33 protein-coding genes are annotated in these 20,804 nt (G+C 67.5%); 1 reads left to right on the plus strand and 32 read right to left on the minus strand.

Annotation, left to right across the window (positions count from 1 at the left end):
• Positions 1-35 precede the first annotated feature (35 nt).
• The 3 genes from BK819_RS09610 to BK819_RS09620 are packed head-to-tail and all read right to left on the minus strand — an operon-like array spanning position 36 to position 3,164.
• Complete coding sequence (locus BK819_RS09610) at positions 36-1,583, minus strand: tripartite tricarboxylate transporter permease (protein ID WP_071328946.1); 1,548 nt, start codon at positions 1,581-1,583, stop codon at positions 36-38.
• Positions 1,583-2,143, minus strand: a complete 561-nt coding sequence (locus BK819_RS09615; RefSeq protein WP_071328947.1) for a tripartite tricarboxylate transporter TctB family protein — start codon at positions 2,141-2,143, stop codon at positions 1,583-1,585. Before BK819_RS09615 ends, BK819_RS09610 begins: the two co-directional genes overlap by 1 nt.
• Position 2,144: 1 nt before the next feature.
• Entirely contained in the window at positions 2,145-3,164 is a 1,020-nt protein-coding gene (locus tag BK819_RS09620; RefSeq protein WP_071328948.1) for a tripartite tricarboxylate transporter substrate binding protein, read from the minus strand.
• A 160-nt stretch (positions 3,165-3,324) separates the two neighbouring features.
• Here BK819_RS09620 and BK819_RS09625 point away from each other — a divergent pair, with 160 nt between their 5' ends.
• The gene (locus BK819_RS09625) at positions 3,325-4,545 is read left to right on the plus strand and encodes a PAS domain-containing protein (RefSeq protein WP_071328949.1); all 1,221 of its coding nucleotides are present in this window, start codon (positions 3,325-3,327) and stop codon (positions 4,543-4,545) included.
• Between the two features lie 54 nt (positions 4,546-4,599).
• Here BK819_RS09625 and rplQ read toward each other — a convergent pair whose 3' ends face one another.
• The 29 genes from rplQ to rplC form a co-directional block, all read right to left on the minus strand.
• Positions 4,600-5,172, minus strand: coding sequence for a 50S ribosomal protein L17 (gene rplQ, locus BK819_RS09630; RefSeq protein ID WP_071328950.1), 573 nt, complete (start codon positions 5,170-5,172; stop codon positions 4,600-4,602).
• Positions 5,173-5,206: 34 nt separating this feature from the next.
• Positions 5,207-6,196 (minus strand): DNA-directed RNA polymerase subunit alpha, encoded by a 990-nt coding sequence (locus BK819_RS09635; protein WP_025102386.1) that lies wholly within the window; start codon positions 6,194-6,196, stop codon positions 5,207-5,209.
• Between the two features lie 130 nt (positions 6,197-6,326).
• Positions 6,327-6,725, minus strand: a complete 399-nt coding sequence (rpsK, locus tag BK819_RS09640; RefSeq protein ID WP_017829189.1) for a 30S ribosomal protein S11 — start codon at positions 6,723-6,725, stop codon at positions 6,327-6,329.
• Between the two features lie 30 nt (positions 6,726-6,755).
• Positions 6,756-7,130, minus strand: coding sequence for a 30S ribosomal protein S13 (gene rpsM, locus BK819_RS09645; RefSeq protein WP_025102387.1), 375 nt, complete (start codon positions 7,128-7,130; stop codon positions 6,756-6,758).
• Positions 7,131-7,307: 177 nt separating this feature from the next.
• A complete protein-coding gene (gene rpmJ, locus BK819_RS09650) occupies positions 7,308-7,424 on the minus strand; it encodes a 50S ribosomal protein L36 (protein WP_005050492.1) in 117 nt (38 codons plus the stop codon).
• A 97-nt stretch (positions 7,425-7,521) separates the two neighbouring features.
• A complete protein-coding gene (gene infA, locus BK819_RS09655; RefSeq protein WP_017201569.1) occupies positions 7,522-7,743 on the minus strand; it encodes a translation initiation factor IF-1 in 222 nt (73 codons plus the stop codon).
• Between the two features lie 174 nt (positions 7,744-7,917).
• Positions 7,918-8,589, minus strand: a complete 672-nt coding sequence (locus BK819_RS09660; RefSeq protein WP_062632864.1) for a thioredoxin domain-containing protein — start codon at positions 8,587-8,589, stop codon at positions 7,918-7,920.
• A complete protein-coding gene (gene map / locus BK819_RS09665) occupies positions 8,589-9,440 on the minus strand; it encodes a type I methionyl aminopeptidase (protein ID WP_071328951.1) in 852 nt (283 codons plus the stop codon). The genes BK819_RS09660 and map overlap by 1 nt, the downstream gene beginning before the upstream one ends.
• Position 9,441: 1 nt before the next feature.
• Complete coding sequence (locus BK819_RS09670; protein WP_071328952.1) at positions 9,442-10,047, minus strand: adenylate kinase; 606 nt, start codon at positions 10,045-10,047, stop codon at positions 9,442-9,444.
• Positions 10,044-11,366 carry a preprotein translocase subunit SecY gene (gene secY / locus BK819_RS09675; protein WP_025102391.1) on the minus strand — a complete coding sequence of 441 codons (1,323 nt, stop codon included), beginning with the start codon at positions 11,364-11,366 and terminating at the stop codon, positions 10,044-10,046. The genes BK819_RS09670 and secY overlap by 4 nt, the downstream gene beginning before the upstream one ends.
• Positions 11,367-11,519: 153 nt before the next feature.
• On the minus strand, positions 11,520-12,137 hold the full coding sequence (rplO, locus tag BK819_RS09680) for a 50S ribosomal protein L15 (protein ID WP_082758410.1): 618 nt from the start codon (positions 12,135-12,137) through the stop codon (positions 11,520-11,522).
• Positions 12,137-12,322 carry a 50S ribosomal protein L30 gene (gene rpmD / locus BK819_RS09685; RefSeq protein ID WP_017201575.1) on the minus strand — a complete coding sequence of 62 codons (186 nt, stop codon included), beginning with the start codon at positions 12,320-12,322 and terminating at the stop codon, positions 12,137-12,139. Before rpmD ends, rplO begins: the two co-directional genes overlap by 1 nt.
• On the minus strand, positions 12,322-12,996 hold the full coding sequence (rpsE, locus tag BK819_RS09690; RefSeq protein ID WP_200838869.1) for a 30S ribosomal protein S5: 675 nt from the start codon (positions 12,994-12,996) through the stop codon (positions 12,322-12,324). The genes rpmD and rpsE overlap by 1 nt, the downstream gene beginning before the upstream one ends.
• A gap of 20 nt (positions 12,997-13,016) precedes the next feature.
• Positions 13,017-13,376, minus strand: coding sequence for a 50S ribosomal protein L18 (gene rplR, locus BK819_RS09695; RefSeq protein WP_025102394.1), 360 nt, complete (start codon positions 13,374-13,376; stop codon positions 13,017-13,019).
• Between the two features lie 2 nt (positions 13,377-13,378).
• Positions 13,379-13,915 (minus strand): 50S ribosomal protein L6, encoded by a 537-nt coding sequence (gene rplF / locus BK819_RS09700; RefSeq protein WP_025102395.1) that lies wholly within the window; start codon positions 13,913-13,915, stop codon positions 13,379-13,381.
• Between the two features lie 6 nt (positions 13,916-13,921).
• Positions 13,922-14,320 (minus strand): 30S ribosomal protein S8, encoded by a 399-nt coding sequence (gene rpsH, locus BK819_RS09705; RefSeq protein ID WP_025102396.1) that lies wholly within the window; start codon positions 14,318-14,320, stop codon positions 13,922-13,924.
• 132 nt (positions 14,321-14,452) lie between these two features.
• Complete coding sequence (rplE, locus tag BK819_RS09710) at positions 14,453-15,043, minus strand: 50S ribosomal protein L5 (protein ID WP_025102397.1); 591 nt, start codon at positions 15,041-15,043, stop codon at positions 14,453-14,455.
• Positions 15,043-15,402, minus strand: coding sequence for a 50S ribosomal protein L24 (gene rplX, locus BK819_RS09715; protein ID WP_025102398.1), 360 nt, complete (start codon positions 15,400-15,402; stop codon positions 15,043-15,045). The genes rplE and rplX overlap by 1 nt, the downstream gene beginning before the upstream one ends.
• 2 nt (positions 15,403-15,404) lie before the next feature.
• Complete coding sequence (gene rplN / locus BK819_RS09720) at positions 15,405-15,773, minus strand: 50S ribosomal protein L14 (protein ID WP_025102399.1); 369 nt, start codon at positions 15,771-15,773, stop codon at positions 15,405-15,407.
• Positions 15,770-16,087 (minus strand): 30S ribosomal protein S17, encoded by a 318-nt coding sequence (rpsQ, locus tag BK819_RS09725; protein WP_025102400.1) that lies wholly within the window; start codon positions 16,085-16,087, stop codon positions 15,770-15,772. Before rpsQ ends, rplN begins: the two co-directional genes overlap by 4 nt.
• The gene (gene rpmC / locus BK819_RS09730; protein WP_025102401.1) at positions 16,087-16,404 is read right to left on the minus strand and encodes a 50S ribosomal protein L29; all 318 of its coding nucleotides are present in this window, start codon (positions 16,402-16,404) and stop codon (positions 16,087-16,089) included. The genes rpsQ and rpmC overlap by 1 nt, the downstream gene beginning before the upstream one ends.
• Entirely contained in the window at positions 16,404-16,823 is a 420-nt protein-coding gene (rplP, locus tag BK819_RS09735; RefSeq protein ID WP_025102402.1) for a 50S ribosomal protein L16, read from the minus strand. The genes rpmC and rplP overlap by 1 nt, the downstream gene beginning before the upstream one ends.
• Complete coding sequence (rpsC, locus tag BK819_RS09740) at positions 16,823-17,575, minus strand: 30S ribosomal protein S3 (protein ID WP_025102403.1); 753 nt, start codon at positions 17,573-17,575, stop codon at positions 16,823-16,825. The genes rplP and rpsC overlap by 1 nt, the downstream gene beginning before the upstream one ends.
• Entirely contained in the window at positions 17,575-17,973 is a 399-nt protein-coding gene (rplV, locus tag BK819_RS09745; protein ID WP_025102404.1) for a 50S ribosomal protein L22, read from the minus strand. Before rplV ends, rpsC begins: the two co-directional genes overlap by 1 nt.
• A gap of 25 nt (positions 17,974-17,998) precedes the next feature.
• Entirely contained in the window at positions 17,999-18,280 is a 282-nt protein-coding gene (gene rpsS / locus BK819_RS09750; protein WP_017201589.1) for a 30S ribosomal protein S19, read from the minus strand.
• Positions 18,281-18,292: 12 nt separating this feature from the next.
• Complete coding sequence (gene rplB, locus BK819_RS09755) at positions 18,293-19,132, minus strand: 50S ribosomal protein L2 (RefSeq protein WP_025102405.1); 840 nt, start codon at positions 19,130-19,132, stop codon at positions 18,293-18,295.
• A 20-nt stretch (positions 19,133-19,152) separates the two neighbouring features.
• Positions 19,153-19,476 carry a 50S ribosomal protein L23 gene (gene rplW / locus BK819_RS09760; protein WP_025102406.1) on the minus strand — a complete coding sequence of 108 codons (324 nt, stop codon included), beginning with the start codon at positions 19,474-19,476 and terminating at the stop codon, positions 19,153-19,155.
• Positions 19,473-20,135, minus strand: coding sequence for a 50S ribosomal protein L4 (rplD, locus tag BK819_RS09765; RefSeq protein WP_025102407.1), 663 nt, complete (start codon positions 20,133-20,135; stop codon positions 19,473-19,475). Before rplD ends, rplW begins: the two co-directional genes overlap by 4 nt.
• Positions 20,136-20,137: 2 nt before the next feature.
• The gene (gene rplC / locus BK819_RS09770; RefSeq protein ID WP_025102408.1) at positions 20,138-20,797 is read right to left on the minus strand and encodes a 50S ribosomal protein L3; all 660 of its coding nucleotides are present in this window, start codon (positions 20,795-20,797) and stop codon (positions 20,138-20,140) included.
• Positions 20,798-20,804: the final 7 nt, after the last annotated feature.

Here is a 20,804-nt window from a genome sequence, read left to right on the forward strand (position 1 = left end):
ACTCCCGGCCTCTCCCCTCCTCGAATCGAACGGCCTCAGACCTCCGAGTCCGCTTTGACGGGCACCGCGATGGACTCCGTGAGCGCCTGCTCGTACCGGCGCTGCCGGCGCCGCAGCCACAGCCCGCCGGCGATGAGCAGCGCGAGGATGACGTAGGCGACCGCGGAGAACGGCTGCGCGATGAGCGTCGTCAGGTCGCCCTGGCTGAGCTGCAGCGCACGGCGCAGCTGCTCCTCCCCCATCGGCCCGAGGATCATGCCGACCACCAGCGGCGCCACCGGGAACCCGTACCGCCGCAGGAAGTAGCCGAGGACGCCGATGATCAGCAGGATCAGGATGTCGACGACCGCGAAGTTCAGCGCGTACGCCCCGAAGGCGGCGAACAGGAGGATGCCCGCGTACAGGTACGGCCGCGGGATCTGCAGGAGCTTCACCCACATGCCCACGAGCGGCAGGTTCAGCACGAGCAGGATCACGTTGCCGATGTAGAGGCTCGCCACCAGTGCCCACACGAGGTCCGCCTGTCCGGTGAACAGCTGCGGCCCGGGCTGGAGCCCGTACGTCTGGAACGCGGTGAGGATGATCGCGGCCGTCGCCGTCGTCGGCAGCCCGAGCGTCAGCAGCGGCACGAGCACACCGGCGGCGGCCGCGTTGTTCGCCGACTCCGGACCCGCCACGCCTTCGATCGCGCCCCGGCCGAACTGGTCCTTGCGGCGCGAGAGCTTGCGCTCGGTCGCGTAGGACAGGAAGGTCGCGACATCGGCACCACCGGCGGGGATCGTGCCGATCGGGAATCCGATGGCGGTGCCGCGGAGCCAGGGCTTCCATGAACGACGCCAGTCGTCCTTCGTCATCCAGCTCCGCCACCCGCGCGACACCGGGATCACGTCGATCGCGCCGTGCCGCAAACGCGCCGCGACGTACAGGGTCTCGCCGACCGCGAAGAGCCCCACCGCCACGAGCACCACGTCGATGCCGTCCGCCAGGGGCAGCAGGCCGAGCGTGTACCGCTGCTGACCCGAGAGCCAGTCGGTGCCGACCAGGCCGAGGAACAGACCGACGCCGAGCGACAGCAGACCGCGCGGCACGGATGACCCCATAAGCGCACCGACCGTGACGAAGGCCACGACGATGAGAGCCACGTAGTCGGCCGGCCCGAGATTCACGGCGAATTGCGCGAGCACCGGTGCGAGCAGCGTCAAGCCCACCGTGGCGAGGGTTCCGGCGACGAACGACCCGAGGGCCGCGGTGGCCAGGGCCGCCGCGCCCCGCCCGAGCTTCGCCATCTTGTTGCCCTCGATCGCCGTCACGATCGACGACGACTCCCCCGGGGTGTTCAGCAGGATGCTCGTGGTCGACCCGCCGTACATGCCGCCGTAGTAGATCCCCGCGAACGTGATGAGCGCTGCGGCCGGTTCCAACGTGTAGGTGAGGGGAAGGAGCAGGGCGACGGTCATCGCCGGCCCGATCCCGGGGAGCACGCCCACGGCGGTGCCGATCAGCACGCCGAAGAAGGCGAACACGAGGTACTGGGGCTGCAGCGCGGTCGCGAACCCCTCGAGGAGCAGACTCCAGCTGTCCATTAGAACATCCTTCCCAGCCAGCCGAGCGCCGGTCCCCAGGGGAGCGACAGCCCGAGCAGACCGCCGAACACGACCTGGACGACCAGCGCGAGGATGGCGCCGATGAGGAGCGCCATCCACCAACGACGGGCGCCCAGCGCCCACGCGACGCCGCCGAACAGCAGAGCCGCCGCCGGGGCCCAGCCGAGCGGCTCGATGAGAAGCAGATGGGCGACCACGAGCGCGACGATCTTGACGAGCGTGAGCCAGTCGGTCGGCAGGCTCTGATCGACGTCCTCCCCCTCCTCCGGAACTCCGCGGTGCCCGCGGAGGATGCTCACCACGACGGCGAGAGAGGAGCCGAGCAGCAGGATCGAGACGAACAGCGGGAAGACCGTCGGGCCGACCTGGCCGCCCGCGGGCACATGGATGGTGAAGACCCCGGCGAGAGCGAACACGCCGAGGGCCACCATGAGCAGGGCGAAGACGAGCTCACCCCGCGGCAGGGACGCGACGAGACGTGCGGACCGACGGGCGTCGGTCCGCACCTCCTCGCCGGGTCCGGAAGACCCGGTCGTCATCTCAGCCGACCAGCCCGATGTTCTGCAGCGTCGTGGTGACCTCGGCGATGTTGCCGTCGAGGAACTCGTCGAACTCCGCGCCGGTGAGGAAAGCGTCCGCCCACCCTCGCGTCTCCAGCTCGTCCTTCCACGCGTCGGACGCCTCCAGCTCGGTGACGAGGCGCTCGAGCTCCGAGCGCTCGGCGTCGCTGATCCCGCCCGGGGCGATCACGCCGCGCCAGTTGGTGAGCACGACGTCGTACCCGGAGTCGGTGATCGTGTCGACGTCCGGCAGCTGCGTGACCGGCTCCTCCGACGAGACGGCGAGGGCCTTCATGGTGCCGGCCTCGATGTGCTGCAGGAACTCGCCCACGCCGGAGATGCCGGCCGAGACCTTGCCGCCCAGGATCAGCGAGGTGGCCTCGCCGCCGCCCGAGTTGGGCGTGTAGTTCAGCTTCTCGGCGATCTCCGCGCCGTCGAGTCCCGCCTCCTCGAGCAGCAGCCCGGCGAGGATGTGATCGGCTCCCCCGGCGGAGCCGCCCGTGATCGTGACCTCCTGGCCCTTGTCCACGACGTCCTCGACGAGGTCCTCCAGGGTGTCGTACTCGGAGTCCGCTGGCACGACCACGACGAGGGGCTCGTCGGTGAGGCGGGCGATCGGGGTCATGTCCTCGATGCGGACGGCGGAGGCGTTGGTCTCCACCGCACCCACCATCACGAGGCCCATGACCATGAGGGTCGCCGGGTCCTTCTCGTTGGCGAGCTGCGCGAGGCCCACCGTGCCTCCGGCGCCGCCGACGTTGGTGACGGGCGCCGAGCCGACGATGTCCTCCTGCGTCAGCAGCTGCGAGAGGGCGCGTCCGGTCTGGTCCCAGCCGCCGCCCGGGTCGGCGGGGACGACGATGTTGACGTCGGCGATGGCGACCGCCTCGTCGCCGCCGTCGGAGCCGGCTGACCCGCCGTCGGCGGTCGAGCACGAGGTGAGGACGAGGGCGGTCGCGGCGACGGCCGCGGCGAGGGTCCCGATGCGGGCGTGATTCATGGCGCTCCTCCTTGAGCGTTCGGGTGCAATCCGTCCACTGTCGAGGCGCGGATGCGCCCGCTCAAGCTTCGGAAACCATTGGTCGCGTTCCGAAACTATTGGTCGCGACCAGCTGCGTCGCCGGCTCGCGGCCCGTCCACCCAGGCGGAAGAATGGGGCCGTGGCCTCGAAGATGACGCTCCGTGTGCAGCTGCTCGCGCTGCAGGCGCTGATCGTGTTCCTGGTGACCCTCGGCACCGGCATCGCCGCCGGGGCGTTCCAGGAGAACGCACTTCGCGAGGCCTACAAGGACCGCATGCAGGCGGTCGCCCAGTCCGTCGCCGCGCTCCCCGTCGTCCTCGATGCCTTCGACGACGAGGATCCGGCCGCCGCCATCCAGCCGGTCGCCGAGGTCATCCGCGAGGCCTCCGACCTCGCCTACGTGGTGGTCGCCAACGACGAGGGCATCCGGTACTCGCATCCGAACACCGACCGCATCGGCGAGCGGGTGTCCACCGACCCGTCGATCCCGCTCGGCGGCGAGATCTTCGTCGGCACGCAGACCGGTACGCTCGGGACCTCGTGGCGGGTGAAGGTGCCCATCCGCGACGAGGACGGCGCCGTCATCGGCACGGCGTCCGTCGGCATCCTGGAGTCCGAGCTGAACGAGGAGTTCACCAGCAATCTCGTCGGACTCATCTCCGCCATGCTCGTGGCAGCGGTCCTCGGGGTCTTCGGGGCCGCGTGGGTGACGTCGTTCATCCGGCGACGCATCTACCGGCTCGAGCCGCACCAGATCGCGGCGCTGGTCAAGAACCAGGAGACGACCCTGCACGGGCTCAGCGAAGGCGTGGTGACGGTGGACGGTGCCGGGCGGATCACCCTGGTCAACGACGCGGCTGCGCGGTTCCTCGGTCGCGATGCCGCCGACCTCGACGGTGCTCCCGCCGACGAGGTGCTCGGCGCCGACCTCGCCACCGTGCTCCGGGAAGGCGAGGCCGCGGGCCGTCCCGTGATCGTCGGCTCGCATGTGCTCGTCGCCCGCAGCACCGCCTCCGGAAACGGTTCCGCCGACGTCGGGGCGACGCTCCTGCTGCGCGACCACACCGAGCTGCACGACGTCGTCCGCCGGGTCGAGACGGCCGACGCGATCATCGCCTTCCGGGAGCGGTACGGGTTGCCGAAGGGCTTGAGCGCGGAGACCCTGGAACGGGTCTCCGCTGCCCTCGCCGCCCGACCGGATGCCTCGGCGACCGAGATCGGGGAGGACCTCGCCATCTCCCGCGTCAGCGCCCGTCGCTATCTCGAGCACCTCGCCGCCACGGGCCAGGCCGTGCGGTCCCTGGACTACTCCACCAAGGGGCGCCCCGGAGCGCGCTATCGGATCACCGATCCCCGCTGAACGACGAAGCCCGCCACCCCGAGAGGGGCGGCGGGCTTCGTCGCAGAGCGGTCCTTACTCGGACTTCTTCTCGACAGCGTCCTCGGCGGCGGCCTCAGCGGCCTCGCCCTCGGCCTGCGACTCGGCGCCGGCCTCGGCAGCCGTGTCGTCGGCAGCGGTCTCGTCCGCGGGAGCCTCGACGGTCTCCTCGGCGGGAGCCTCCTCGGCAGCAGGCTTCTCGTCCTTCGGAGCCGCGGCGGCCTTCTTGGTCGACTTCGCCTTCGGGGTGACGGGCTCGAGGACGAGCTCGATCACGGCCATGGGAGCGTTGTCGCCCTTGCGGTTGCCGACCTTGGTGATGCGCGTGTAGCCACCCTCGCGGTCCGCGACGAGCGGAGCGATCTCGTTGAACAGGACGTGCACGACTTCCTTGTCACCGATGACCGACAGCACGCGACGGCGGGCGTGCAGGTCTCCGCGCTTGGCGAAGGTGATGAGGCGCTCGGCGAGGGGACGGAGGCGCTTGGCCTTCGTCTCGGTCGTCTTGATCGACTTGTGGGTGTACAGCGCAGCCGCGAGGTTGGCAAGCAGCAGGCGCTCGTGGGCGGGGCCGCCTCCGAGGCGGGGACCCTTGGTGGGCTTGGGCATAATCGTCTAACTCCTGGTCAGAAAGGGTCGGGTATCAGAAGGACTCGTCTTCGCTGCCGCCGTAGAAGTGGGCGCCGTCGAAACCGGGCACCGAATCCTTGAGCGACAGACCGAGCGAGATGAGCTTGTCGCGCACCTCGTCGACCGACTTCTGGCCGAAATTGCGGATGTTCATGAGCTGCGTCTCCGACAGGGCGACGAGCTCAGAAACGGTGTTGATGCCCTCACGCTTCAGGCAGTTGTACGAGCGGACCGACAGGTCGAGGTCCTCGATCGGCATCGACAGCTCGCTGGAGTTCACAGCCTCCACCGGCGCCGGGCCGATCTCGATGCCCTCGGCCTCGACGTTCAGCTCGCGGGCGAGACCGAACAGCTCGGTGAGCGTCTTGGCGGCCGACGCGACGGCGTCGCGGGGGCTGATCGCCGACTTGGTCTCGACGTCGAGGATGAGCTTGTCGAAGTCGGTGCGCTCACCGGCACGGGTGGCGTCGACGCGGTAGCTGACCTTGAGCACGGGCGAGTAGATCGAGTCGATCGGGATCTGACCGGCCTCGGCGTACTCGTTGCGGTTCTGCGTCGCGGAGACGTAGCCACGGCCGCGCTCGATGGTGAGCTCGAGCTCGAACTTGGCGGTGTCGTTGAGCGTCGCGATGACGAGCTCGGGGTTGTGCACCTCGACACCGGCCGGAGCCGAGATGTCGGCGGCGGTCACTTCACCGGCACCGGTCTTGCGGAGGTACGCGGTGATGGGCTCGTCGCGCTCGCTGGAGACGACCAGCTGCTTGATGTTGAGGATGATCTCGGTGACATCCTCCTTCACGCCGGGGATCGTGCTGAACTCGTGCAGCACACCGTCGATGCGGACGCTGGTGACAGCGGCGCCGGGGATCGACGACAGCAGGCTGCGACGCAGCGCGTTGCCGATCGTGTAGCCGAAGCCGGGCTCCAGAGGCTCGATGATGAACCGGCTCCGGTTCTCGACGATCTTTTCCTCGGTCAGTGTGGGACGCTGTGCAATAAGCACTCTGTGTTCCTTTCGATCACATGCCCGCTATATGACATGTGGTGGGGTGAGGTCTTGAGTTGTGGAAGTCGATGCCCCACGCGGGGCGCCGAGCCGCTCGACCCGAAGGACGAGCGGCTCGGCACACGCATCAGACGCGGCGGCGCTTCGGCGGACGGCAGCCGTTGTGCGCCTGCGGGGTGACGTCCTGGATCGAACCCACCTCGAGGCCGGCGGCCTGCAGCGAGCGGATCGCGGTCTCGCGGCCGGAGCCCGGACCCTTCACGAGGACGTCGACCTTCTTCACGCCGTGCTCAGCGGCCTGGCGGGCAGCGGACTCCGCTGCCATGCCGGCGGCGTAGGGGGTCGACTTGCGGGAGCCCTTGAAGCCCACGCCACCCGACGAGGCCCAGGCGATGACGGCGCCGGACGGGTCGGTGATCGAAACGATGGTGTTGTTGAACGTCGACTTGATGTGGGCCTGGCCCAGCGCGATGTTCTTCTTCTCCTTGCGGCGCGGCTTGCGCGCGGCGGCCTTGGGTGCAGCCATGAAAGTGTTCTCCTAGTCCCTGGCCGCTGCTTAGCGGGCCTTCTTCTTGCCGGCGACGGTGCGCTTCGGGCCCTTGCGGGTACGGGCGTTGGTCTTGGTGCGCTGACCGCGGACCGGAAGGCCACGACGGTGGCGGAGGCCCTCGTAGGAGCCGATCTCGACCTTGCGGCGGATGTCTGCGGCGACCTCGCGGCGCAGGTCACCCTCCACCTTGTAGTTGCCTTCGATGTAGTCGCGGAGGGCGATGAGCTGGTCATCGCTGAGGTCCTTCACGCGGATGCTCTCGTCGATGTCGGTCGCCTTGAGGATCTCGACCGAGCGGGTACGGCCGACGCCGTAGATGTAGGTAAGGGCGATCACCACGCGCTTGTCGCGCGGGATGTCAACGCCGGCAAGACGTGCCATGCGGTTCTCCTGGGTGTTGTGGAGGTGTGGAGCAGGATCGGTGCCCGGGCCTCCGCCCCGAGGTGTCAGCCCCACGGCTCCGCCGGTTACCCGGTCGCTGAGCCTGTCGAAGCGTCTGATCCTGCCGTTTCGTATTGAGTTATGAGATTGCGAGAGCGGCGCTCACGCAGCGGGGGCTCAGCCCTGGCGCTGCTTGTGGCGCGGGTTGCTCTTGCAGATCACCATGACGCGGCCGTGGCGGCGGATCACCTTGCAGTGGTCGCAGATCGGCTTGACGCTGGGGTTGACCTTCATGATGTTTCCTGTTCGCTGTCTTCGTGCTGCCCGATGTCCGACCTCGGAGACCTGGGTCCCTGAGCCCGTCGAAGGCCAGCCGTTACTTCTCGACCGATCAGCGGTAGCGGTAGACGATGCGGCCGCGGGTCAGGTCGTAGGGGCTGAGCTCCACGACCACACGGTCCTCGGGGATGATACGGATGTAGTTCTGCCGCATCTTTCCGGAGATCGTTGCCAGGACCTTGTGTCCGTTGCTGAGCTCAACGCGGAACATCGCGTTGGGAAGAGCCTCGGAGATCACGCCCTCGATCTCGATGACACCGTCTTTCTTAGCCATAGCCTCGCTGACGCTTCTGCAGATCGGTCGATCTGCGGTGGGTGGGTGGTGTGCGGTACCGGGCCGGATCGGACACGCCGAACGCATGGCACAAGGCACCAAAGATCCATGTTATCCGACGACGCCCCATCCGGCAACTTGGCCGAATGGGGCGTCGAGCGGGGTGAGCGCGTGTCAGCCGAGCAGGTCGGTGAACCGCTTCATGTCTTCCTGGTTCTGCAGGTCGAGCCGCTCGCCGTCGATCTCGACGGTCGGCGTGCCCTGGATGTCGTTGGCTTTCGCCTGCGCGGCACCGAACTTGCGGTACGTCTCGTCGGTGATGCAGGACACGACGTCGTCGCCCGCGCCGACCTGGGTGGCGAACTCGGCGAGCTGCTCGTTCGTGAGGCCGGGGCTGTTCTCCGCCGGCTGGTTCTCGAACAGGACCTTCGCGTAGTCGAAGTAGAGGTCGGAGTCCGACTCGGCGACGCAGAACGCGGCACCGGCCGAACGGGAGGAGAACTCCGTGCCCTGCGAGAAGCGGTCCAGGATCGCGATGGGGTGCTGCTCGAGCGTGATCTCTCCGCTCTGCGCCTTGGCCTCGAGGGCGGCGCCGAACTGGTCCTCGAAGGACTTGCAGACCGGGCACTGGAAGTCGAGGAAGACCGACACCGTGGTGTCGCCGTCTCCCATGGAGATGGAGCCGGCCTCGGCGTCGAAGTTGTCGCTGGCGGTCGGGGTGGCGCCGGGCGAGGTCGCCTGGTTGTTGAGGAACACCACGAGTCCGCCGAGGGCCACCAGGACCACGACGACGGCGATGGAGACGCCGATCGCGAACCAGTTGGTGTTGCTCTTCGCCGCTGCCATTACTTTCCGATCTCTCGAGGCTCGACCCCGAACGGGGCGAGTCCGGCTCTTCCACCATCGGGCGCGGTGAGCACCCAGATGCCCCCATCATGCCGGGCGACGCTATGTTCCCAATGTGAGCCGTCAGTGCCGTCGACCGTCGTGACGGTCCAGTCGTCGTCCTCCACGAAGGTCGCCTCGCCGCCGGCGGTGACCATGGGCTCGATGGCGAGCACGAGCCCGGGCTTCACGTCCGCGCCGCGGTCGGGCGTCCGGTAGTTGAAGACGCTGGGCGCCTCGTGCATCTTCCGCCCGATGCCGTGGCCGACGTACTCGCGGAGGATCCCGTAGGGCTCGCCGCTCACGGCGGACGGCCCCTGCGCCTCGATGTAGTCCTGGATGGCAGCCCCGATCTCGTCGATCGACGACGCTGTGGCCATCGCGGCGATCCCCGCCCACATCGAGCCCTCGGTCACGCGCGAGAGCTCCTCGCGGCGGGAGACGAGCTCCGGACGCTCGGGATCGGGGACGACGATGGTGATCGCGCTGTCGCCGTTCCAGCCCTCGAACTGGGCGCCGCAGTCCACCGAGACGATGTCGCCCGGTTGAAGCACCCGCTCCCCCGGGATGCCGTGCACGACCTGCTCGTTCACCGAGACGCAGATCGTGTGGTGGTAGCCCTTGACGAGCTGGAAGTTCGACTCCGCTCCCCGCTGCACGATCGCGCGGTTCGCGGCGGCGTCGAGCTCGATCGTCTTCACCCCCGGCTTGACGAGCGCCCGGACGGCGTCGAGGGCCTCGGCGGTGATGAGGCCAGGCTCGACCAGGGCTCGCAGCTGAGCCGGGGTCTTGTAGATCGAGCGGCGGAACATCTCAGACGGCGGAGGTGGCGGAACGCAGCCCGCGAGCGGCCAGGGCGGCGGCGATGCGCTCCGTGATCTCCTCGAGGGAGCCCACGCCGTCGATGCGGTCGACGATGCCGCGGCTGCTGTAGAGCTCGATGATCGGCGCCGTCTCCTTCTCGTAGATGTCGAGTCGGTGCGCGATGGCCTCGTCCGTGTCGTCGGAACGCCCCTGCTCCGCAGCGCGGAGGGTGAGGCGGGCGATGCTCTCCTCGCGCGGGACGTCGAGGAGGATCACCGCGTCCAGCGCCTCGCCGCGTCCTTCGAGGAATGCGTCCAGGTGCGCGACCTGAGCGGTGTTGCGGGGATAGCCGTCGAGGAGGAAGCCGTTCTGCGCGTCGTCCTGGCTCAGCCGATCGCGCACGATCTCGCTCGTCAACTCGTCCGGGACGAGGTCGCCCTTGTCGAGGATGGCCGTGACCTGCTGGCCGAGAGCCGTCCCCTCCTTGATGTTCGCGCGGAAGATGTCGCCGGTCGAGACGACGGGGATCCCGTAGGACTCGGCGATGCGCACACCCTGCGTGCCCTTGCCGGAACCCTGGGGGCCGACGATGAGAAGACGTGCGGATGCTGTCATCGGAGAAGTCCTTCGTAGTGTCGCTGCTGCAGCTGGGCATCGATCTGCTTGACCGTCTCGAGACCAACGCCGACGATGATGAGGATCGACGCGCCACCGAACGGGAAGTTCTGGTTGGCGCCGACCGTGGCGAGGGCGATCAACGGGATGAGGGCGATCAGACCCAGGTAGAGGGAACCGGGGAGCGTGATGCGGGTGAGCACGTAGTCCAGGTACTCCGCGGTCGGACGGCCGGCCCGGATCCCGGGGATGAAGCCGCCGTACTTCTTCATGTTGTCGGCGACCTCGACCGGGTTGAACGTGATCGCGACGTAGAAGTAGGTGAACCCGATGATCAGCAGGAAGTACGCCGCCATGTAGATCGGGCTGTTGCCGGTGGTGAAGTTCGCGCTGATCCAGCTGACCCAGGCGGGCGGCGTGGAGCCGTCCTGGGGGGTGTTGAACTGCGCGATGAGTGCGGGGATGTACAGCAGCGACGAGGCGAAGATGACGGGGATCACGCCCGCCATGTTCACCTTGATCGGGATGTACGTGTTGGTGCCGCCGTACGTCCGGCGTCCCACCATGCGCTTCGCGTACTGCACGGGGATGCGCCGCTGGGACTGCTCGACGAAGACGACGAGACCCATCACGATGATGCCGACGAGCAGCACGAGGAGGAACACCTCGAAGCCGCGGGTCTGCCAGATGATCGACATCGCACCGGGGAACGTCGCGGCGATGGAGGTGAAGATCAGCAGCGACATGCCGTTGCCGATGCCGCGCTCGGTGACGAGCTCGGCGAACCACATGATCAGACCGGTGCCGGCCGTCATCGCCATGATGATGAGCACCTGCGCCCACCACACGTCGTTGGTGAGGAGCTGGGTGCACGCCCCGATGTCGGTCGTTCCGAAGAGCTGACCGGTGCGGGCGACGGTGACGAGGGTCGTCGACTGCAGGAGCGCGAGCGCGATCGTGAGGTACCGCGTGTACTGGGTGAGCTTGGCCTGTCCGGCCTGGCCCTCCTTGTGCAGCGCCTCGAAGTGCGGGATGACGACGCGCAGGAGCTGCGTGATGATCGTCGCCGTGATGTACGGCATGACGCCGAGCGCGAAGATCGACAGCTGCAGCAGAGCGCCGCCGGAGAAGAGGTTGACGAGTCCGAGCAGACCCTCGGTGCCGGCATTGGCCGCGAGACACTGCTCCACGTTCGGGAAGTTGACGAACGGCGCGGGGACGTTCGAGCCGAGACGGTAGATCGCGATGATCGCGAGAGTGAAACCGATCTTCCGACGCAGGTCGGGCGTGCGGAAGATCCGCGCGATGGCGCTAAACAAGAACGTTCCTCCTGAAAAGGTGGCCGAACCCCCGAGGGGCGGCTGAAACACCAGGGTAACCCACTCCGAGGTCCGGGGAATGCGAGCGGTCGGCTTCTCCCCCGCCGAACCAGAAGAGGGGCCGGAGAATCTCCGACCCCTCTTCCGCAGTGGTTACTTGACGGATCCGCCCGCAGCCACGATCTTCTGCTCGGCGGAACCCGAGACCTTGTCGACCGCGACGGTGAGCTTCACGGCGATGTCGCCGTTGCCGAGAACCTTGACCTTCTCGTTCTTGCGAACCGCACCCTTTGCCACCAGGTCGCTCACGGTGACGTCGCCACCCTGGGGGTAGAGCTCCGCGAGCTTCTCCAGGTTCACGACCTGGTACTCGACGCGGAACGGGTTCTTGAAGCCGCGCAGCTTCGGCGTGCGCATGTGCAGCGGCATCTGGCCACCCTCGAAGCCGACGCGCACGGTGTTGCGGGCCTTGGTGCCCTTCGTGCCGCGACCGGCGGTCTTGCCCTTCGAGCCCTCACCGCGACCGACACGGGTCTTCGCGGTGTTGGCACCCGGGACCGGACGCAGGTGGTGGACCTTCAGCACGCCGGGGCGGGACGCCGGGGCGTCCTTCTTCGGCGCAGCCTTGGCGGAGCCGTCGGCCTTCGCGTCGGCGGCAGCGGTCTTGGCCGGTGCCTTCTTCGCGGCGGGCTTCTTGGCGGCGTCGGCCTTGGGAGCCGCCGCCTTCTTCGTGGCCTTCTCGGCCTCGACGGCCTCGTTCTTCTCAGCCATTAGTCGATCTCCTCAACCTTGACGAGGTGGGCGACGGTCTTGACGTAGCCGCGCGTCTGCGCGTCGTCGGGGCGGACGGTGGTGTCACCGATCCGCTTGAGACCGAGGCTGCGCAGCGTGTCGCGCTGGTTCTGCTTCTCGCTCACCTTGGACTTGATCTGCGTGACCTTGAGTCGCGCGGCCATCAGGCACCTACCTTCTGTGCGGCGATGGCCTCGGCCTCGGCGCGGACGAGCCGGGCCGGGGCGACCTGGTCGAACTCGAGACCACGACGTGCGGCGACGGCGCGGGGCTCCTCGAGCTCCTTCAGGGCGGTGACCGTCGCGTGCACGATGTTGATCGTGTTCGACGAGCCGAGCGACTTGGACAGCACGTCGTGGATGCCGGCGCACTCGAGCACGGCGCGGACCGGACCACCGGCGATGACACCGGTACCGGCGGCGGCGGGGCGCAGGAGCACCACACCGGCGGCCGACTCACCCTGCACGGGGTGCGGGATGGTGCTGCCGACGCGCGGGACGCGGAAGAAGTTGCGCTTGGCCTCTTCGACACCCTTCGAGATCGCCAGGGGGACCTCACGGGCCTTGCCGTAGCCGACGCCCACCAGACCGTTGCCGTCGCCGACGACCACGAGAGCGGTGAAGCTGAAGCGACGACCACCCTTCACGACCTTCGAGACACGGTTGATGGTGACGACGCGCTCCAGGAACTGGTTGTCGCCGCGGTCGCGCGAGTTGCGGTCGCGGCCGCCCTGGTTGCGGTCACGTCCGCCGCGGCGGCCGTCCCGCTGGTCGCGAGTGGGCTCAGCCTGCGTGGTGCCGGCGGCCGTCTCGGAAGTGGCAGCAGCCGCTTCGGTCACTTCGTTCTCCTTGTTGTCACTCACAGTGCCAGACCCCCTTCACGGGCGCCGTCGGCGATGGCGGCGACACGACCCGCGTAGCGGTTGCCGCCACGGTCGAACACTGCCTCGGAAACGCCTGCGGCCTTCGCACGCTCGGCGAGGAGCTCGCCGACCTTGCGAGCCTTGGCGGTCTTGTCGCCATCCAGCGAACGCAGGTCGGTCTCGAGCGTCGAGGCCGAGGCGACCGTGTGGCCCTTGCTGTCGTCGACGAGCTGCACGAAGACGTGACGCGCCGAACGGTTGACGACGAGGCGCGGACGCACCTCGGTGCCCACGATCTTCTTGCGAAGACGGGCGTGACGACGCGCGCGGGCGTCGGACTTCGACTTCACAGCCATGGTTACTTACCAGCCTTTCCGGCCTTGCGACGCACGACCTCGCCGGCGTAGCGCACACCCTTGCCCTTGTACGGCTCGGGCTTGCGGATCTTGCGGATGTTCGCAGCCGCCTCACCGACGGCCTGCTTGTCGATCCCGCTGACGGTGAGCTTGTTCGTGCCCTCGACCGTGAGCGTGATGCCGGCGGGCGGGTCGACCAGGACCGGGTGCGAGAAGCCGAGAGCGAACTCGACCGAGTTGCCCTTCTGCTGCACGCGGTAACCGGTGCCGACGACCTCGAGACCCTTGGTGTAGCCCTGGGTCACGCCGATGATGTTGTTGTTGATGAGCGTGCGGGTCAGGCCGTGAAGCGACCGGGACTCGCGCTCGTCGTCGGGGCGGGTGACGAGAACCTGGTTCTCCTCGACCGACACCTCGATGGGGCTGGCCACCGTGAGGGTGAGCTCACCCTTGGGGCCCTTCACCGCGACCTCACGGCCGTCGACCGAAACGGTCACGCCCGCGGGAACGTCGATGGGAAGTCGTCCAATACGCGACATTTCGGATTACCACACGTAGGCGAGAACTTCTCCGCCCACGCCCTTCTGCTCAGCCTGGCGGTCCGTGAGGAGACCGGAGGAGGTGGACAGGATGGCCACGCCGAGGCCGCCGAGGACCGTGGGGATCTCGGTCGACTTCGCGTACACGCGGAGGCCGGGCTTCGACACGCGCTTGATGCCCGCGATCGAGCGCTCGCGGTTCGGGCCGTACTTCAGCGTCAGCGTGAGGTTCTTGCCCACGCGCGCGTCGGAGGTCTCCCAACCGGCGATGTAGCCCTCCTGCTGGAGGATCTCTGCGATGTGCGTCTTGAGCTTGCTCGACGGCAGCGTCACGGTGTCGTGGTGCGCCGAGTTCGCGTTGCGCAGACGGGTCAGCATGTCTGCGACCGGGTCTGTCATTGTCATTGTTGTCTACTTTCGTTCATGAGGTTCCGGCTGCCGTTACACGACAGACGGCCTGCGATGAGCACGCAATCTTCAATTGTACGTGCACATCGACGGGCTCAGTGACACGAGACCACTGAGCCCGTCGAAGGGTCACGCCTGGGCGTCGTCCGCGCGGAACGGGAAGCCGAGGTGACGGAGCAGCGCCCGACCCTCGTCGTCCGTCTTCGCCGAGGTCACGACGGTGATGTCGAAACCACGGACGCGGTCGATCTTGTCCTGATCGATCTCGTGGAACACGCTCTGCTCCTGGAGACCGAAGGTGTAGTTGCCGTTGCCGTCGAACTGCTTGGCCGACAGACCGCGGAAGTCGCGGATGCGGGGCAGGGCGAGCGAGACCAGGCGGTCCACGAACTCCCACGCACGGTCGCCACGGAGGGTGACGTGCGCGCCGATGGCCTGGCCCTCACGCAGCTTGAACTGCGCGATGGACTTGCGGGCCTTGGTGACGATCGGCTTCTGGCCGGTGATCTTGGTGAGGTCGTCGACCGCCCCATCGATCACCTTGCTGTCGCGCGCAGCCTCGCCGACACCGGTGTTCACGACGACCTTGACCAGGCCGGGGATCTGCATGACGTTCTCGTAGCCGAACTCGTCCTGCAGAGCCTTCTTGATCTCGGCGTTGTACTTCGCCTTCAGGCGGGGCTGGATCTTGCCAGCCACCGCAGCGTCGGTCGTTGCCATCAGAGGTCCTTACCGCTCTTCTTCGCGAAGCGCACGCGGACGGTGCGCTTCACGCCGTCCTTGGTCTGCTCCTCGACCCGGTGGCCGACCTTGGTCGGCTTCTTGGTCGAGGGGTCGACGAGTGCGACGTTCGAGATGTGGATGGGCGCCTCGACGGTCTCGAGACCACCCGTCTTCGTGCCACGCTGCGTCTGACCGACGCGCGTGTGCTTGGTGACGTAGTTGACGCCTTCGACGACGACACGGTTCTGCTCGACGAGGACGTCGAGGACCTTGCCCTGCTTGCCGCGGTCGCCACCACGCTCGGGCTTGGCGCCCGAGATGACCTGAACCAGGTCGCCCTTCTTGATCTTCGCCATGATCAGATGACCTCCGGTGCCAGCGAGACGATCTTCATGAACTTCTTGTCGCGAAGCTCACGGCCGACCGGCCCGAAGATACGGGTGCCGCGGGGCTCCCCGTCGTTCTTCAGGATGACGGCGGCGTTCTCGTCGAACTTGATGTAGGAGCCGTCGGGACGACGGGTCTCCTTCTTGGTGCGGACGATGACCGCCTTGACGACGTCGCCCTTCTTGACGTTGCCACCGGGGATCGCGTCCTTGACGGTCGCGACGATGGTGTCGCCCAGACCGGCGTACCGGCGGCGCGAGCCACCGAGGACGCGGATCGTGAGCAGCTCCTTGGCGCCGGTGTTGTCGGCGACCTTGAGACGGGACTCCTGCTGAATCACTTGGCCTTCTCCAGAATCTCCACCAGACGCCAGCGCTTGGTGGCGCTCAGCGGGCGGGTCTCGTTGATCAGGACCAGGTCGCCGATGCCGGCGGAGTTCGCCTCATCGTGCGCCTTGACCTTCGACGTCCGGCGGATGACCTTGCCGTAAAGCGGGTGCTTCACGCGGTCCTCGACCTCGACAACGATCGTCTTGTCCATCTTGTCGCTGACGACATAGCCACGACGGGCCTTGCGGTACCCGCGGGCGTCGGCGTCGCGCACGTCGTGAGCGGCGTGCTCAGCCTCGACGGCGGCTTCCTTCTTGGTGGCCATCACTCAGCCTCTTCCTTCGGGGCGTCCTCGGCGGCGTCCGCCTTCTTCGCCTTCGACTTGGTCGCCTTCTTCGCGGGAGCCTCGACCGGAGCGGGCGTCGCACGGATGCCCAGCTCGCGCTCGCGGATCACCGTGTAGAGGCGCGCGATGTCGCGCTTGACGGCGCGGATGCGGCCGTGGCTCTCCAGCTGGCCGGTGGCCGACTGGAAACGGAGGTTGAACAGCTCCTCCTTGGCCTTGCGCAGCTCCTCAACGAGGCGCTGGTCTTCGAACGTGTCGAGCTCTGCCGGAGCGAGCTCCTTGGTGCCGATCGCCATTACGCGTCGCCCTCCTCGCGCTTGATGATGCGTGCCTTGAGCGGCAGCTTGTGGATTGCACGGGTCAGTGCCTCGCGAGCGAGCTGCTCGTCGACACCCGCGACCTCGAAGAGGACGCGGCCCGGCTTGACGTTGGCGACCCACCACTCGGGGGAACCCTTACCGGAACCCATGCGGGTCTCGGCAGGCTTCTTCGTGAGCGGACGGTCCGGGTAGATGTTGATCCACACCTTGCCGCCACGCTTGATGTGACGGGTCATCGCGATACGAGCGGACTCGATCTGACGGTTCGTCACGTACGCGGGGGTGAGGGCCTGGATGCCGAACTCGCCGAAGGAGACCTTCGTGCCGCCGGTGGCCTGACCCGAGCGCCCCGGGTGGTGCTGCTTGCGGTACTTGACCTTACGGGGGATGAGCATTATGCCGAAGCTCCTTCTGCAACAGGTGCCTCGTTGCGCGGGGCACGGCGGCGGTCACCACGGTCGTCACGGCGCGACTTCGGCGCGTTGGCCTGCTCGCGCGCGAGCTCCTTGGCGGTGAGGTCGCCCTTGTAGATCCACACCTTCACGCCGATGCGGCCGAAGGTGGTCTTGGCCTCGTAGAAGCCGTAGTCGATGTTCGCGCGCAGCGTGTGCAGCGGCACACGACCCTCGCGGTAGAACTCCGACCGGCTCATCTCGGCGCCGCCGAGACGGCCCGAGACCTGGATGCGGATGCCCTTGGCGCCGGCGCGCTGCGCGCCCTGCAGACCCTTGCGCATCGCGCGACGGAACGCCACGCGAGCAGAGAGCTGCTCGGCGATGCCCTGGGCGACCAGCTGAGCGTCGGCCTCGGGGTTCTTGACCTCGAGGATGTTCAGCTGGATCTGCTTGCCCGTGAGCTTCTCGAGGTCGCCGCGGATGCGCTCGGCCTCTGCACCACGACGACCGATCACGATGCCCGGGCGGGCGGTGTGGATGTCGACGCGGACGCGGTCACGGGTGCGCTCGATCTCGATGTTCGAGACGCCGGCACGGTCGAGCTGCGTCTGCAGCAGGCGACGGATCTTGATGTCCTCGGCCACGTAGTCGGCGTAACGCTGACCCGGCTTCGTCGAGTCGGAGAACCAGCGCGACACGTGGTCCGTGGTGATGCCGAGGCGGAAGCCGTACGGGTTGACCTTCTGTCCCATTACTTGCTCGCCTTCTTGTTGCTGTCGCCGGCCGCGGCAGGAGCCGCCTCCGGCGTCGAGAGCACGACCGTGATGTGGCTCGTGCGCTTCTTGATCTGGAAAGCGCGACCCTGTGCACGGGGCTGGAAACGCTTGAGCGTCGTGCCCTCGTCCACGTACGCGTTCTTCACGTACAGGTCCTGCTCGTCGAGGTACTCGCCGTCACGATCCGCCTTGACCTGCGCGTTGGCCATGGCCGACGCGACAAGCTTGTAGATCGGCTCACTGGCGGACTGCTGAGCGAACTTCAGGATCGCCAGAGCCTCCTGGGCCTGCTTGCCCTTGATGAGCGCGACGACACGACGAGCCTTCTGAGGGGTCACGCGGATGTGTCGCACGCGTGCGATGGACTCCACCATTTCTCTCTCCTCTATCGCCACCGCGTCAGCGGCGGCGGCCCTTCTTGTCGTCCTTCTCGTGGCCGCGGAAGGTGCGGGTGGGCGCGAACTCGCCCAGCTTGTGACCGACCATGGTCTCGGAGACAAACACGGGGATGTGCTTGCGACCGTCGTGGACCGCGATCGTGTGACCCAGCATGGCCGGGATGATCATGGACCGGCGGGACCAGGTCTTGATGACGTTCTTCGTGCCGGCTTCGTTCTGCACGACCACCTTGCGAAGCAGGTGCTCGTCGACGAAGGGGCCCTTCTTGAGACTGCGAGGCATCTTCTCTTACTCCTACTTGCGCTTCTTGCCGGCGTTGCGACGACGCACGATGTACTTGTCGCTTTCCTTGTTGGCGTGGCGGGTGCGGCCCTCGGCCTGACCCCACGGGGAGACGGGGTGACGTCCACCGGACGTCTTGCCCTCACCACCACCGTGCGGGTGGTCGACCGGGTTCATCGCGACACCGCGGACGGTCGGGCGGACGCCCTTCCAGCGCATGCGGCCGGCCTTGCCCCAGTTGATGTTCGACTGCTCGGCGTTGCCGACCTCGCCGATGGTCGCGCGGCAGCGCGCATCGACGTTGCGGATCTCGCCGGAGGGCAGACGCAGCTGGGCGTAGGGGCCGTCCTTGGCGACGAGGCGGACCGACGCACCGGCCGAGCGCGCCATCTTCGCGCCGCCGCCGGGGCGGAGCTCGATGGCGTGGATGACGGTACCCGTGGGGATGTTCTTCAGCGGGAGGTTGTTTCCCGGCTTGATGTCCGCCGCGGGGCCCGACTCGACGATGTCGCCCTGCTTCAGCTTCGCCGGCGCGAGGATGTAGCGCTTCTCGCCGTCGAAGTAGTGCAGCAGCGCGATGCGCGCGGTGCGGTTGGGGTCGTACTCGATGTGAGCGACCTTGGCGTTCACGCCGTCCTTGTCATTGCGACGGAAGTCGATGACGCGGTACTGGCGCTTGTGGCCACCACCGATGTGACGGGTCGTGATGCGGCCCTGGTTGTTGCGACCACCGGTCTTCGAGATCGGGCGCAGCAGCGACTTCTCCGGCGTCGATCGGGTGATCTCGGCGAAGTCAGCCACCGACGAGCCGCGACGGCCCGGGGTCGTGGGCTTGTACTTGCGAATAGCCATGATTGTCCTTATCCCCCGGATCAGCCGATTGCCGTGAAGATGTCGATGGTGCCCGACTTCAGGCTCACGATGGCGCGCTTGGTGTCCTTGCGCTTACCGGTGCCGAAGCGGGTGCGACGGGCCTTGCCGACGCGGTTGATCGTGTTGACGGACGCGACCTTGACGCCGAAGATCTTCTCGATGGCGAGCTTGATCTCGGTCTTCGAAGCGCGCGGGTCGACGAGGAAGGTGTACTTGCCCTCGTCGATCAGGCCGTAGCTCTTCTCGGACACGACCGGCTTCAGGATGATGTCGCGCGGGTCCTTGTTCAGGGCCGTCTGGAGAACAGATGCCTGCTCGCTCATGCGGAGACCTCCTGGTTGGCGCCGGACTTGGAGGCGATGAAGCCCTCGAGCGCGGCCTGGGTGAAGACGATGTCGTCGGAGACGAGCACGTCGTAGGCGTTGAGCTGGTCGAACGTCAGCACGTGGACGTGGCCGAGGTTGCGGATGCTCTTGAGCGCGAGCTCGTCGCCGCGCTCGATGACCACGAGGACGTTCTTCGACGTGGCGACCTGGGCGAGGAAGCCCGCGGCGGCCTTGGTCGACGGCGCGCCGTCGGTGCCGAAGGTGTCGATCGCGTGCAGACGGTCACCGCGGAAGCGGTCGCTGAGCGCACCCAGGAGGGCGGCCGCGATCATCTTCTTGGGGGTGCGCTGCGAGTAGTCGCGCGGCTTCGGGCCGTGCACGATGCCACCGCCGGTCATGTGCGGCGCGCGGATCGAGCCCTGACGGGCGTTACCCGTGCCCTTCTGCTTGAAGGGCTTGCGGCCGGCGCCCGAGACCTCGCCACGACGCTTGGTCGAGTGCGTGCCCTGGCGAGCCGCCGCGAGCTGCGCGACGACGACCTGGTGGATGAGCGGGATGTTCGTCTTGACGTCGAACAGCGCGGCGGGAAGCTCGACGGAGCCTGCCTTCTTGCCGTCTGCCTTGAGGACGTCGAGCGCGAGAGTGGAGTCAGCCATGATCAGGCACCCTTCACTGCGTTGCGGACGTAGACGATGCGGCCGCGAGCACCGGGGACGGCGCCCTTGACGAGCATGAGTCCCTTCTCGATGTCGATGGCGTGCACCGTGAGGTTGAGGACGGTCACGCGCTCGCCACCCATACGGCCGGCCATGCGCATGCCCTTGAAGACGCGGCTCGGGGTCGACGATGCGCCGATGGAGCCGGGCTTGCGGTGGTTGCGGTGTGCACCGTGCGATGCCGAGACGCCCTTGAAGTTGTGGCGCTTCATGACACCGGCGGTGCCCTTGCCCTTGCTCGTGCCGACGACGTCGACGAGCTGGCCGGCCTCGAACGTGCCGTCCACCGTGAGCTCCTGGCCCAGGGTGTAGTCGGCGGCGTCGGCCGTGCGGACCTCGGTCACGTGACGACGCGGCGTGACGCCGGCAGCCTCGAAGTGAGCCGAGAGGGGCTTGTTCACCTTGCGGGGGTCGATCTGACCGTACGCGATCTGCACGGCGTTGTAGCCGTCCTTCTCGGGGGTACGGATCTGGGTGACCACGTTCGGCGCGAGCTCGATGACGGTGACGGGAACGAGCTTGCCGTTCTCGTTCCAGACCTGGGTCATGCCGAGCTTGGTGCCGAGCATGCCCTTGGAAACCTTGGAGTTGATGTCAACCATGGCGGAC

Source organism: Microbacterium sp. LCT-H2, from assembly GCF_001866135.1.
In the GTDB taxonomy this organism is placed as follows: Bacteria; Actinomycetota; Actinomycetes; order Actinomycetales; family Microbacteriaceae; genus Microbacterium.